General features: G+C 63.9%; 13 protein-coding genes. 6 read left to right on the forward strand and 7 right to left on the reverse strand.

Features of this window, described 5'->3' with window-relative positions; genetic code table 11:
* Positions 1–51 precede the first annotated feature (51 nt).
* Positions 52–546: an Lrp/AsnC family transcriptional regulator gene (locus C7R54_RS11830; RefSeq protein ID WP_129150643.1), complete on the reverse strand. Its 495-nt coding sequence runs from the start codon at positions 544–546 to the stop codon at positions 52–54.
* Positions 547–704: 158 nt separating this feature from the next.
* Here C7R54_RS11830 and glmS point away from each other — a divergent pair, with 158 nt between their 5' ends.
* Complete coding sequence (glmS, locus tag C7R54_RS11835; protein WP_129150644.1) at positions 705–2,537, forward strand: glutamine--fructose-6-phosphate transaminase (isomerizing); 1,833 nt, start codon at positions 705–707, stop codon at positions 2,535–2,537.
* Between the two features lie 237 nt (positions 2,538–2,774).
* Here glmS and C7R54_RS11840 read toward each other — a convergent pair whose 3' ends face one another.
* Positions 2,775–3,176 carry a GFA family protein gene (locus C7R54_RS11840; protein WP_129150645.1) on the reverse strand — a complete coding sequence of 134 codons (402 nt, stop codon included), beginning with the start codon at positions 3,174–3,176 and terminating at the stop codon, positions 2,775–2,777.
* A 344-nt stretch (positions 3,177–3,520) separates the two neighbouring features.
* Between C7R54_RS11840 and C7R54_RS11845 the strand changes: the two genes are divergently transcribed.
* Entirely contained in the window at positions 3,521–3,838 is a 318-nt protein-coding gene (locus C7R54_RS11845) for a helix-turn-helix domain-containing protein (RefSeq protein WP_129150646.1), read from the forward strand.
* Positions 3,831–5,090 carry a type II toxin-antitoxin system HipA family toxin gene (locus C7R54_RS11850; RefSeq protein ID WP_129150647.1) on the forward strand — a complete coding sequence of 420 codons (1,260 nt, stop codon included), beginning with the start codon at positions 3,831–3,833 and terminating at the stop codon, positions 5,088–5,090. The genes C7R54_RS11845 and C7R54_RS11850 overlap by 8 nt, the downstream gene beginning before the upstream one ends.
* Before the next feature lie 123 nt (positions 5,091–5,213).
* On the opposite strand, the gene C7R54_RS11855 is transcribed toward C7R54_RS11850, so the two are convergent.
* Positions 5,214–6,161: a LysR substrate-binding domain-containing protein gene (locus C7R54_RS11855; protein WP_338026158.1), complete on the reverse strand. Its 948-nt coding sequence runs from the start codon at positions 6,159–6,161 to the stop codon at positions 5,214–5,216.
* 213 nt (positions 6,162–6,374) lie between these two features.
* Here C7R54_RS11855 and C7R54_RS11860 point away from each other — a divergent pair, with 213 nt between their 5' ends.
* The 3 genes from C7R54_RS11860 (at position 6,375) to C7R54_RS11870 (ending at position 9,408) form a co-directional block, all read left to right on the forward strand.
* The gene (locus C7R54_RS11860; protein ID WP_129150648.1) at positions 6,375–7,181 is read left to right on the forward strand and encodes a citryl-CoA lyase; all 807 of its coding nucleotides are present in this window, start codon (positions 6,375–6,377) and stop codon (positions 7,179–7,181) included.
* Between the two features lie 25 nt (positions 7,182–7,206).
* On the forward strand, positions 7,207–8,358 hold the full coding sequence (locus C7R54_RS11865) for a CaiB/BaiF CoA transferase family protein (protein ID WP_129150649.1): 1,152 nt from the start codon (positions 7,207–7,209) through the stop codon (positions 8,356–8,358).
* 66 nt (positions 8,359–8,424) lie between these two features.
* The gene (locus tag C7R54_RS11870; protein WP_129150650.1) at positions 8,425–9,408 is read left to right on the forward strand and encodes a Bug family tripartite tricarboxylate transporter substrate binding protein; all 984 of its coding nucleotides are present in this window, start codon (positions 8,425–8,427) and stop codon (positions 9,406–9,408) included.
* A gap of 52 nt (positions 9,409–9,460) precedes the next feature.
* On the opposite strand, the gene puuE is transcribed toward C7R54_RS11870, so the two are convergent.
* Genes puuE through C7R54_RS11890 form a run of 4 tightly spaced genes read right to left on the reverse strand, consistent with a single transcriptional unit; the run spans position 9,461 to position 13,125 of the window.
* On the reverse strand, positions 9,461–10,384 hold the full coding sequence (gene puuE, locus C7R54_RS11875; protein WP_129150651.1) for an allantoinase PuuE: 924 nt from the start codon (positions 10,382–10,384) through the stop codon (positions 9,461–9,463).
* Positions 10,381–11,094, reverse strand: a complete 714-nt coding sequence (locus tag C7R54_RS11880; protein ID WP_129150652.1) for an aspartate/glutamate racemase family protein — start codon at positions 11,092–11,094, stop codon at positions 10,381–10,383. The genes puuE and C7R54_RS11880 overlap by 4 nt, the downstream gene beginning before the upstream one ends.
* Before the next feature lie 5 nt (positions 11,095–11,099).
* Positions 11,100–12,158: an ABC transporter substrate-binding protein gene (locus C7R54_RS11885; RefSeq protein WP_129150653.1), complete on the reverse strand. Its 1,059-nt coding sequence runs from the start codon at positions 12,156–12,158 to the stop codon at positions 11,100–11,102.
* 46 nt (positions 12,159–12,204) lie between these two features.
* On the reverse strand, positions 12,205–13,125 hold the full coding sequence (locus C7R54_RS11890) for a polysaccharide deacetylase family protein (RefSeq protein ID WP_204524322.1): 921 nt from the start codon (positions 13,123–13,125) through the stop codon (positions 12,205–12,207).
* Positions 13,126–13,378: the final 253 nt, after the last annotated feature.

Genomic DNA, 13,378 nt, shown 5'->3' on the forward strand with positions numbered 1-13,378 from the left:
GGTGCGGGCCAGGATGCCCCACGCCCGGGCAGGCGCCGCGCACCGGATGGCCTACGGTTCCCTCGGCGTCACCGCCACCCGTGTTTCGAATTTCGACCGATGCACGGAAAAGAACGTCCGCACGTTGCGCACATTGGCCTGCGCCGTGAATGCCCGATGCACCAGCGCATGGTAGGCGGGCATGTCGCTAACCTGCGCGATCAAGACGAAGTCGGGACCCGGCGAGACCCGGTAGCACTGCAGGATGGCCGCTTCGTCCTGCATCCTGGCTTCGAATTCCGTCATCTTTTCCGCGGCCTGGATGTCCAGCGTGATTTCCACGATCGCCGTCAGGGTGCTGCCCAGGCGGGCGGGGTCCAGGATGGCCACCTGCTTTTCGATCACACCGGTTTCCACCAGCCGTCGCACGCGGCGCAGGCAGGTGGGCGGCGACGCGTGGACCTTCTCGGCCAGCTCCTGGTTGGTGAGGGAGGCGTCGTCCTGCAACTGGGCCAGGATGCGACGGTCGAGGTCATCGAACGGGATCAACGGGGGCGTATCACTCATCGGAAGATAGAAAATTCCATAATTCCCAACGTTTATCGAATAAATTTCGACATAAATTTGTCATTAAATATTAGTTCATCTTTGGCGGAATAAAGAAATCTTATTTCTCGCTCGTCCACCCACAATGGCGCTTGTCTTCAATCTTCCCGGAGCCTGCCATGTGCGGAATCGTCGGTGCCGTCGCCCAGCGCGACATTACTCCTGTCCTGGTCGAGGGCCTGCGCCGTCTTGAATACCGGGGCTACGACTCCTGCGGCGTGGCGGTCTACGCGGATGGCGAACTGCGGCGCACCCGCAGCACCGAGCGCGTTTCCGAACTGGCCGCGCTGATCGACCAGGAACACCTGACAGGCTACACCGGGATTTCCCATACGCGCTGGGCCACCCATGGCGCGCCCGCCACGCACAACGCGCACCCGCATTTCTCGGCCCATGGCCACGACAAGCCGCGCATTGCGCTGGTCCATAACGGCATCATCGAAAACCACGACGAGTTGCGCGCGGAGTTGCAGGCGGCCGGCTATGTTTTCGAAAGCCAGACCGACACCGAGGTCATCGCGCACCTGGTCAACCATCTGTATTCCGGCGATCTGCTAGAAGCCGTGCAGCAGGCCGTGCGGCGCTTGCAGGGCGCGTATGCCATCGCCGTGTTCTGCCGCGACGAGCCGCATCGCGTGGTCGGCGCGCGCCAGGGGTCGCCCCTGGTTGTCGGGCTGGGCAAGAACGAGAACTTCCTGGCGTCGGACGCGCTGGCGCTGGCGGGTACCACGGACCAGATCATCTATCTGGAAGATGGCGACGTAGTGGACCTGCAGTTGTCGCGCGTGTGGATCACCGATCACCAGGGCCGTGCCGTCGAACGCAAGGTCAATACCGTGCAGGTCCACAGCGGCGCCGCCGAGCTGGGGCCCTATCGCCATTTCATGCAGAAGGAAATCTTCGAGCAGCCGCGCGCCGTGGGCGATACCTTGCAGGATATCGAGACCATCACGCCGGAGTTGTTCGGCGACGGCGCCTACAAGATATTCAAGGAGGCGGATTCCCTCTTGATCCTGGCTTGCGGCACCAGCTACTACGCGGGGCTGACGGCCAAGTACTGGATTGAATCGATTGCCAAGATACCGGTGGCGGTGGAGATCGCCAGCGAATATCGCTATCGGGACAGCGTGCCCAATCCGCGTTCGCTGGTGGTGACGATTTCGCAGTCGGGCGAAACGGCCGACACCCTGGCCGCGCTCAAGCATGCGCGCAGTTTGGGCATGACCCATACCCTTACCATCTGCAATGTGGCGACCAGCGCCATGGTGCGGGAGTGCCAGCTGGCCTTCATCACGCGCGCCGGCGTGGAGATAGGCGTGGCTTCGACCAAGGCCTTCACCACCCAGCTGGCGGCGCTGTTCATGTTGACACTGGCGTTGGCGCAGGTACATGGCCGTCTTACCGACGAGGAAGAGGCCGAGCACCTGAAGGCCTTGCGCCACTTGCCCGCCGCCATCAGTTCCGTGCTGGCGCTGGAGCCGCAGATCATCTCTTGGGCCGAGCGTTTCGCGTCCAAGGAAAACGCCCTGTTCCTGGGACGCGGGATGCACTATCCGGTCGCACTGGAAGGTGCGCTGAAGCTGAAGGAAATCAGCTACATCCACGCGGAGGCCTACCCGGCCGGCGAACTCAAGCACGGGCCGCTGGCCCTGGTCACGGACCAGATGCCCGTGGTCACCATTGCCCCCAAGGACGCCTTGCTGGAGAAACTGAAGTCCAACATGCAGGAAGTGCGCGCGCGCGGCGGCGAACTGTATGTCTTCGCGGACGCGGACAGCCAGATCGTGCGCGACCCCGGCATGCATGTGATCCGCATGCCGGAGCACTACGGCAAGCTGTCGCCCATCCTGCATACGGTGCCGCTGCAATTGCTGGCGTACCACACCGCGTGCGCGCGGGGCACGGATGTGGACAAGCCGCGGAACCTGGCGAAGAGCGTGACGGTGGAGTGAGGGGCAAGGCGGCGCGAAAGCGATAAATAAAGTCGGTCGCGCTCCGAAGGCCGAACGTCGCTCGCCAACGTCAGTCAGGTTTCTCCAATATCAGTTTGCCCCTGGGGAGGCCGCATTTTCTGCGGCCGTCTTCGTCTCGGTCTTACGCTGTGTGACCGACAACGCTTCGGCGGCACTTCGTGTGTCCAGGCGTCTGTGCGGAACCGCACACGCCCGCTTGCGGCCCGATGCGGCCACTTACTCGAATTCGTCGTATTGCGGCAGATCGTCAGTTATGGAATACCACGGAGCTTTGGACCCTACAAAGATATGGGCACTGGGACGCATGCTGGGCGTGTCGGCTAGCGTTCCCAACGTTACGTGAACGTATTCGCCGCTCCGGACTACTGAAAAAAGAAGGCTTCCACATTTCCTGCAGCGCAGGTCGTGTGACGCATGCTCATCGCCGAAAATTGACACGTCGTCGTCGCCCCGTGTTATGCGCAATTTGTTGCGCTCTATTCCCGCGAAGGGTTTGAATGCCGAGCCAGTAGAGCGGCGGCAATTCGAGCAGTGGCAGTTCAACGCATAGACGAATTCGTTTTTTACCGAGTATTGGACAGCGCCACACAGGCATCCGCCAGCAAGTAACGGGTTCATGTCGATTTCCTGGACAGAAAGCACATTCGGGAGTTGCGCAGCCTCTAGTGTGTTGCAACGACCGGTTGAATGCACACGCGGCCGACGTGTGGCGTTGAGCTTCCTGACTTTGAAAGTCTCGTAGGTTAAAGAGGGATTGCACTGATCGTCCCCACCCGACTTATCTTCCTTTCAAGAGGACCTGCACACGCAAACCTGAGATAGATAAATCCATTCTATTGTGGATAAATCCCATAAATCCCGAGTTAAACTATGAAATCTCGGAATTAAGTTCTCGACTTGCTAGAAGGGATATTCTATAATCCCTGGCACGACCACGCTTCAAGCTTGGGTAGGTATCCACTATGTTGGACTTAAATTTCAGCAAACCGAGCGAGGTCGTCAAACGACTCTGCCATCGCTTGCGCGCAGAGCGCTTGGCGCTGAACATGACGCAAGCCGACTTGGCAGGGCGTGCCGGCGTTGGCGTCAACACCGTGTCCAACCTGGAAGCCGGGCGCAATGTCGGCTTCGAGAATGTGGTTCGCGTGGCGATGGCCCTCGGCCGAACGAAAGAGCTCGAGGGCCTGTTCCTGCCAAAGCTGGACAGCATCGAGGACATTCGGCGCTATGAAAACAGCGCCAACCGCTTCCGTACAAAGAGAAAGCCCGGTGATGCCTGAGCAAGTGAACGTCTTCTATGAGGGCTGGGGCGAGCGATGGCATTGGGGCACGCTGGTTTCCACGACCGCTCTGACCGGTCGCCCGCTGATCGTGTTTGAGTACAGCAATGAAGCCCGACAAAGGGGCTTGGAACTGTCCTCCTACACGCTGCCGTTGGAAGGGCCCTCGTTACGCCGGGATTTTCCACGCCACCAATTGGGCTTGCCAGGCCCTGTCTACGACGCCTTGCCGGACGGCTGGGGCATGTTGCTGATGGATCGCATGTTCCGGCGCCACAGGCTCTCCCCGGCGCGCATCGGTCCACTGGACCGGCTGGCCTACGTCGGCAGCAATGCGATGGGCGCCATGACCTTTGAACCCGTGGCGCCCGAAGGGCGGGAGCCGGAAGTTCACATCCCGCTGGAACAGCTTGCCGCTGAAGTCCAGGAGGTGCTTCAGGGAGAAGGTGGTGCGTTCCTGCAGACCTTGCTGCTGGTGGGCGGCTCGCCTCAAGGTGCAAGGCCCAAGGCCCTGGTTTATCGCGATCCCGCAAGCGGCGCGTTCACCACCGCCGTCACGCCGGGCTTTGAGGCCTGGCTGGTCAAGTTCCCCGCTGGACAAGAGCATGCCGAGGTGTGCGCCATCGAAATGGCATACGCCCAGTGTTTGCGCATGTGCGGTATCGAGACCCCGGACACGCAGTACTTCAGTCTGCCGAATGGGGCAGCGGCGTTTGCAAGCAAGCGCTTTGACCGCCAGGATGGCCTGCGCATACCCATGCAAAGTCTGGCTGCCTTTACGGGCGCCGATTACCGGTCTCCAGGAGTGTTGGACTACGTCAACTTCTTGCGGGCGACGCAGATGTGTACCAACGATGTGCGACAGATGGCCGTAGCCTACGAGCGCGCGGTTTTCAATGTGGCGTTCAACAACAGGGACGATCACCCCAAGAACTTTGCCTACATCATGTCGCAAGAGGGTCAGTGGAGGCTGGCACCCGCTTACGACGTCACGTTCTGCGAGGGGCCAGGTGGATATCACCAGATGGACGTGATAGGGGAAGCGCTGGCGATTTCGCGGACGCAGATGCTTCGGCTTGCCGAGGAAGCCGAGGTGACGCAGGACGTCGCCGCGAGAATGATAGACCGAATTTGCGATGTGGCCAGCCAGTTTGCAACCATCGCCAATAGCCTACACCCCCAAGCTATTACTCCCGACACCTTGGGCATGATCCAAGGCTGCATTGACCAGAACGTTGCACGACTACGCTGAGGATGCCAGGAGCCTGCGGCCATCGATGAAATTCGACCCTGGTCTTCGTGCATTACAACGAAGCGACTCGGGAAATGCATTGAAGTATCGCTTCATCCCGAGAGACCGGGGCATGTCAGTCAGCTACGGCCCATCCACTTTCCCCTTCGCGACGGCGCGCCGTATCACCGTCGCAAAGTATTTCACGCTCATCGAGCGCGGAATGCCCCGTTGCCACAGCAAGCCAGGCGTGCGTTGCGGCGTGGGATCTTCCAGCGGGAGGAATCGCAGCCCGCTATCCCCCGTGTCCGCACTGGCGCCGATGATCACCGCGATATCCGTACAGCGCGCCAGTTCCAGCATGGCATTGATCGAATTCAACTCGGCGATGATGATGGGTTCGGCACCGGCGGCTTGCAGGCAGTCATCGATCAACTGGCGCGTGGAGAACTGCCGGGAGAAGACCGCGATGCGCGCCCCGTGGAGTTCCGTCATCCTTATCCGGCGCCGATGGGCCAAGGGGTGGTTCGCGCTTACGACCAGACGCATTTCCTCGGTGTAGAGCTGTTCAAACCACAAGTCATGCGCGGGCGCGTCGGGCCGATAGGAAATGCCGAGATCCAGGCTGCCGGCCTGCAGTTGCTCAATGATTTGCAATGCCGGTAGTTCCTCCACCGCCAGCCGCACGGACGGATAGCGCGCCAGGAATTCGGCTATGCAGTTCGGCACCAGGCGAATATTGAAGCTCTGCGTCGTGCCGATACGTATTTCGCCCGAAACGGCCTGCGTCGAATCCCGGATCGCGTGGACCGCCGCGTCGACCTGGCGCAGCGCAGGTCCGATATTCAGCAACAGCGTCTCGCCCGCTTCGGTCATGGATACGCGCTTGCCGATCCGGTCAAACAGCGCCTGCCCCAGTTCCTCTTCCAACTGGCGGATCTGATGCGAGAGCGTGGATTGCGTGACATGCACGCGCTCGGCCGCCTTGGTGAAGCTGAGCGTCTGTGCCAACGCCTCGAAATAGCGCAGATGGCGTAGCTCCATCGCCCCCTCCTGGAAGTTCTGCGATCGATGGAAATCGGCGATAAGCATTGATGGCATCGATCGTTTCCACAGAAATTTACCACTGTTTATTGGGCCAGCGCGTCTCTAGACTGTGCCACCACAGGCGCCGCGTTGCGTGCTTACGCCGAGCCGGCAAGTCCGGGAGAAAAGGATGTTCGAACAGCCTTGCCACGACTTTCGCGCAATGCCGGCGATCGCTGAAGCGATCCGCGCTTCCGTCTACCTTCGCAGGGAGCCCTCATGATCATAGGCAAGGAAACCGTACCCCGCACGGCCATCAGCACGTCCAACTCGGAAACCATCGTGGTTCGAGGCAAGGACCTGAGCAAGGATCTCATCGGCAAGCTGTCCTTCACCGAGTATTTCTACTTCCTCGTGACCGGCCGGCGCCCGAGCGCCGCCCAGACCGCGGTCGTCGACGCCACGCTGGTGGCGATCGCCGATCACGGCCTGGTGCCCAGCGTCCAGGCCAGCCGGATGACGCTCGCCGCGGCGCCCGATGCCATGCAAGGGGCAGTGGCCGCCGGCATCCTGGGCTGCGGCTCCGTCATTCTCGGCGCGTCCGAGAACGCCGGACGCATGCTGGCCGAAATCCGCGGACAGGTGGAACAAGGACGTTCCGACGAGGAAGCGGCCACGGCGGTGGTCCGTGCGTATCGCGAGGCCGGCCGCGCCATTCCCGGCTACGGCCATCCGCAACACAAGGCCCGTGACCCGCGCGTGCAAGCCTTGTTCGAGGTGGCGGCCGCGCAGGGCGCCGATCTGACCTACATCCGGCTGGCCGATGCGGTCGAGCGGATCATTCCCGAGGTCACCGGCAAGCAGCTCAAGCTCAACGTCTCCGCGGCCATTCCCGCTGTGCTGATGGGCGTAGGGTTTCCGTTGGAAGGGTTGCGAGGCGTACCGATCCTGGCGCGCACGGGCGGCCTGATCGCTCATTTGTGCGAGGAGCTGGCGCACGGCATCGGTTTCGCCCTGTCCTACCAGGCGACACGCGAACTGGTCTATACCGGCGAGGTGCCCGATGGGTTCAAGGTCGGGCAGTAAGGCGCCGGCCGTCAGGGAGAGTGGCATGATCGAAGTATTGAAGGGCGTGACGGTGATCGAGCAGGGCACGTTCATTACCGGGCCCGCCGCGGGCATGATGCTGGCGGACCTGGGCGCCGATGTCATCAAGGTGGAGCAGCCCGAAACCGGGGACCCCTTCCGGGCTTTCCGCGGCGGGCTCTATAGCCCCCATTTCCAAACCTACAACCGCAACAAGCGTAGCGTCACGCTCAACCCGAAGCAGCCCGACGATCTCGAATTGTTCGACGACCTGATCCGCGGCGCCGATGTCTACATACAGAATTTCCGTCCCGGCGCGGCCGAACGGCTGGGCGCGGGCGAAGCACGCTTGCGCGAAATCAATCCGCGCCTGATCTATTGCGCGATCAGCGGCTTCGGCGCGACCGGGCCCGCCGCAAGGCGCCCCGCCTACGACACGGTCGCCCAGGCGGCCAGCGGATTCCTCGGCCTGTTGATCAACCCCGGCAATCCGCGCGTGGTCGGGCCCGCCATCGCCGATGCCTTGACGGGGTACTACGCGGCCTACGGCATCCTGGGCGCGCTCTATGAGCGCGAGCGCACGGGCATCGGCCGCAAGGTCGAGGTCTCCATGCTGGAAGCCATGAGCCATTTCAACCTGGATGCGTTCACCCATTACTTCGCGGAAGGCGAGGTCATGGGGCCCTATAGCCGGCCCAGCGTGTCGCAGTCCTACGTGGTGGCCTGCGCCGACGGCAAGTGGATAGCGCTGCACATGTCTTCGCCGGAGAAGTTCTGGCAGGGACTGGCCGACGCCATCGGCTTGCCGGACATGCTGAGGGACGCGCGCTACGCCACCCGGGAAGCGCGCATCCAGAACCAGGAAAACATCATGACCTTGCTCGCGGAGCGCTTCAAGGCGTACCCCCGCGATGAGTGGTGCCGGCGCCTGGAAGCCGAAGACGTTCCCCATGCACCGATGTACGACCCCAGCGAAGCCCTGGAAGATCCCCAGGCCAGGCACCTGCAGATCGCGGTAAAGGGCTCGCACCCGGTGCTGGGCGAATTCACGACCGTTCGCAACCCCGTGTCATTCGATGGCCAGCGACCGTTGAATGTCAGCGCCCCGCCTTTGCTGGGCGAACACAACGAAGTCATCCGTCAGGAACTGGCGGCCCGAGGTTCTCACGTCCGTTAGCCAGACCCGTCGCGGTACGTGCCGGCGTGCCTCGGCGCGGAATAAAAAAGACAACAGGAGACAAACATGAATAAAGCATTCCGGGCGCTGATCGCGCTTATCGTTGCGCTTCATGGTGCCGCACCGGGCCTGGCTCATGCCGCGGGCGACTATCCCGATCATCCGATACGGCTCATCGTCCCCTTTGCAGGGGGCACGTCCACCGATCTCGTGGCCCGCGTCATGGGCGAGGCGATGTCCAGGAAGCTGGGACAACCTGTCATCGTGGAAAATCGACCCGGCGCGGGCGGCAGCATCGGCACGGACTACGTGGCCAAGTCCAGGAAGGATGGTTATGTGCTGAGCCTGGGAACGGTGGGTACGCTGTCGATCAACCCGGCGTTGTACCCCACGCTCTCCTACTCGCCGGCGCGGGACTTCTCCTACCTTGCCATGGCCGGCTATACGCCCACGCTGCTGGTGGTGCGAGCGGACGCGCCGTACAAGACGCTGGCCGATCTGGTCGCCTATGCCAAGGCGCATCCCGACAAGCTGTCATTTGGTTCCGCGGGCAACGGCACTTCCGGCCATCTGGCCGGCGAGCTGCTCAAATCGATGGCCTCGGTCCGGATGACCCATATTCCGTTCAAGGAGGGCGGCCAGGCGCTGGCGGCCGTGTTGGGCGGCCAGGTGGACTTCATGTTCTACCATCCCGCCGCGGTGCTGCCTTATATCAGTAGCGGCAAGATGCGGGCCCTGGCCGCGAGCAGCGCCAGGCGCTCGGAGGCCGCCCCCACCGTCCCGACCCTGGCCGAATCCGGCTATCCCGGCTTCGACCTGACCGCATGGTTCATGCTGGCGGGGCCCGATGGCCTGGACGCCGGAGTCAGGCAAAAGCTGCTCGACACCGCCGCGGACGTGCTCCAGGAAGCCGGGGTGCGCAAGCAGCTGACGGCGCTGGGCCTGGAAGGGACGGGAAGCCTGGGCCCTGGGCAGTTGCAGGGCTTCGTGGACACGGAAACCGCCAAGTGGTCCAAGGTCGTCAAGGATGCGAATGCGCGCGTCGATTGAAGCGAGTCCCGGGCGCAGGCCGGGACGTATGCCCGCAAGCACCGCAGCGCGACTATGCCGCGGGATGCCGTGCCGCCCAGTGGCGCGCGATATCGATGCGGCGGCATATCCATACGCGATCGTGCCGCTGCACGTGATCCAGGAAGCGTTGTAGCGCCAGGAAGCGCCCCGGCCGCCCCAGCAGGCGGCAGTGCATGCCTATGGACATCATCCGGGGCGTTTCGACGCCCTCGGCGTACAGGACATCGAAACTGTCGCGCAGATATTCGTAGAAGTGCGACGCGGTATTGAACCCCTGGGGCGTGGCAAAACGCATGTCGTTGGCGTCCAGCGTGTAGGGCACGATCAGGTGCGGCAAGGAGACGCCGTCGGCGGGCGCCACTCGCGTCCAGAACGGCAAGTCGTCGCCGTAATAATCGCTGTCGTACTCGTAGCCGCCCTGTTCGATCAGCAGGCGCCGCGTGTTGGGGCTGTCGCGGCCGGTGTACCAGCCGAGGGGCCACAGGCCGCCCGTCAGTTCCCGCACGGCAGCCGTACCCAGCCTCATGTGTTCCCGCTCCGTGGCGATGTCGATGTTCTGGTAATGCAGCCAGCGCCAGCCGTGGCAGGCGATTTCGTGGTCCAGTTCGACGCAGGCCCGTGCGACATCGGGGTTGCGTTGCAACGCCAGCGCGACGCCGAAGACCGTCAGCGGCAGGCCGCGCCGCTCGAACTCGCGGAGGATGCGCCACACGCCCACGCGCGAGCCGTATTCGTACAGCGACTCCATGCTCAGGTGGCGCGCGGGATAGCTTTCGGCGCCGACGATTTCGGAGAGAAAGCGCTCCGACCCCGCATCGCCGTCCAGGATCGAACTCTCCGCCCCTTCTTCGTAGTTGAGGACGAACTGCACGGCGACGCGGGCGCCGCCGGGCCAATCCGCCCGCGGCGGCCTGGCGCCGTGGCCTATCAGGTCGCGCGGGTAGGCATCTTTCATCGAGGGGACTCCCGCTCCAGCAGTTCGCGCGCAACCCGCAGCGCGCTTGCGACGCTGTCCAGCACCGTGACCTTGCGATGTCCGGCCACGTTGGCGGGCGCCAGGCCCCCCAGTCCGGCGCCACCGACGATGACGACATCGGCGCCGTCTTCATCCGCGCAAAGTCGCGCCAGCCGGGCGACTTCGCCGCGCATGCGGTTCGGGTCGCCGGCGATGGCGGGATCCTGGGTTTCGAAGGTACGCACGGCGACCAGTTCGCCCTGCGCCGCGTCGCCGCGCAGGGCGTCTTCTTGCGTCGGCCGTGTCCTGATGGCGGCGCGAAACATGTCCGGCAGCAAGCGCTGCCATCCGCCGCCCGCGGTGACCACCGCCCAGCGCCGACCTGCCCGCGCGGCCAGCGTGACGGACGCGCCCAGCAGGTTGACGACCGGCCGGCGCGCCAGCGCCTGCAAGCCGGCGGTATCCAGGTCGGCGAAGCATCCCAGCACCACCGCGTCGAATGCGTCGCCCGCGGCCATGGCGCCTTGCAGGCTCGCCCGCGCGGCCCGCGCGCCGATGGCCATGGCCGCGGCGTCGCCGATATACGGCAGCCCGGTCCGCGCGGTCTCGACAGTCAACCGGTCCGCCGGTCGCAGGCCGGCCGCCGCCACCTCGCGCAGCCGTTCGCTGACGGCGGTGGATGTATTGGGGTTGAGGACGAGCAGGCGCATCGGCATCAGGCGCGGCGGAATTCGCGGTTGAAGCGGTCGATCAGTTCGCGCCGTTGCGCCGCGATCGGCGCCCAGTTCATGCTGCGCGACTTCAGCAGTTCCTCCAGGCTGGGCGCGACTTGCGCGAGGATGCCCGAGAACGGTACATCGCGATTGCTCGGCACGTTGTAGTAAGGCTCCCTGGCCAGTTGGGCCTGCACGTGAGCATCGACCTGGGTGTTGATATAGGCGGCGGCCAGCGCCTTGTTCTTCGACCCCTTCACCAGGTGCGCGATGTTGCTGACGATGCCCCAGCCTTCCTTCGGCCGGGCGATGGCGATGTCGACGCCTCGCGCGCGCAAAGGCTCGACCACGCTCAGGAAGCCTACCGCGATATCGGCCTGGCCCTGCTGGAACAGCGGCCCCACGGCGCCCGGATTGGGCGGTATGGTGGCAAGGTTGGGCTTCAGCGCTTCCATGGCCTTCCAGGCCGGCTCCAGGTCCGTCTCGCTACCGCCATGCATCTTGGCCAGTGCCACCATCCAGGTCGCGCCTATGGTGGTGTCGGGGCCGTTGATCAGGACGCGGCCCTTGTATTCGGGACGCCACAGGTCTTCCCACGACGTGGGCGGCGTCTTCACCGTACGGGGGTTGTACGCAATGCCGAAGACCTGCAGCGCCGCCATGGCGCCGTACCCGTCCTTGCCAACCAGGCCGGGTGGCAGCTTCTGCAGATTCGGCATTTGCGCCACAGGCAGCGGTTCGAGCAGGTCCTGGGCGCGCGCCACGATCTCGGCGGGTTCGTCGATCAGGATGACGTCATAGGGCGGCGCGTTCTTGGCCGCAACCACGCGTGCCAGGGCGTCCACGGCCAATACCGGGCTGATCGTGACGTCGCCCTTGGCTGCCTTCGCGTAGGCGGGGACGATGACGCTGCGCGCGGCTTGCTCCCATGTGCCAGGAAACGTCTGCACCACGATGCGGGTGTCGGACTGCGCGCGCGCCAAACCGGGCAGCGCGCCATAGAGGGCCAGGCCGGACAGACCGGCCATGACGTGACGGCGGGACAAATCGATGTCGTTCATGAGAGCGTTTCCTTGCAATGAGAGGGACTGACGCCAAGGGGGCGCGTTAGCGCGGGGGGAAATGTTCCTGCCAGTAGCGGGCCAGGTCGATGCGGCGCGGCGTCCAGATCCGGTCGCCGTAGCTGTCGAGCATGTCGAGGATGCGGGCAAGGGCGGCGAAGCGGCCGGGACGGCCGACGATGCGCAAGTGCAGGCCGATGTTCAGCAGCTTGGGCGTGCCGCGCCGGCCTTCTTCCAGCAGCACTTCGATGGCGTCGCGCACATAGCCGACCATGTCATCGGCGCGCACGAAGCCATTGGGATGGAAGAACTTCATGTCGTTGCTGTCGAAGGCATAGGGGATGACCAGCAAGGGGCGATCGGCCGCGGGATCCGCCCAATAGGGCAGGTCGTCGTCCAGGCCATTGCTGGTGTACGCGAAGTTTTCGCCGCGCAGCAGTTCACGCGTCCAGGGGCTTTCGCTGCCACGGCAGAAGAAGCCGGCCGGCGCCTGGCCGGTGACCTCCCGCAGCACGGCGACGCAGCGGCGCAGGTCTGCCTGTTCGGCTTCGCGGCTGTCATAGTCCGCGTGCGGCCGCCACCGCCAGCCATGGCAGGCGGCCTCGTGCCCGGCCTGCACGATGCGACGCGCGATGTCCGGCGAACGTTCGACGGCGCGTCCGCACATATAGAAAGTGGCCAGCCGCTTGTGCCGCTCCAAGGCATCCAGGACCCGCCAGATACCGGCGCGCATGCCATAGGCGAACTGCTGCTCCGTGCCCTGGTCCCAGCGGCCGGCGGGCACGACGCTATGGATCTCCGCCACGCGCTCGGCCGCGGCGTCGCCGTCCGCCACGGCCCATTCGGCGCCTTCCTCGAAATTCACGGCCAGCGATACCGCGAGGGCGGCATCGTTGGGAAACCGCGCTCGCGGCGGGTTGCCGCCATAGCCATGCAGGTCGCGATCCATCTCGCGCTTGATCATCATGTGGTCCCAGGTAACTAGAAAGCGCCTATCGCGCGCCGCGCTGCATCCGCGCGGCGGACCGGCGAGCACTTTGTATGCAATACCTATGCCAATTTCGGATCGGGAAAACCCGGCCCAGGCTATCCCTTGATTGGCCCGGCTAAAGGGGGAAAAGAGGGGTCCTAGGCCGGCTAGGCGGTACCGCCGCGGAAAATGCCATGCACATCTGAGTCGCATATGTGCACATTTCCGTGAGCAATGTGCACGATTTCGT

This window comes from Achromobacter aloeverae (assembly GCF_004121055.1).
Lineage (GTDB): Bacteria > Pseudomonadota > Gammaproteobacteria > Burkholderiales > Burkholderiaceae_B > Bordetella_C > Bordetella_C aloeverae.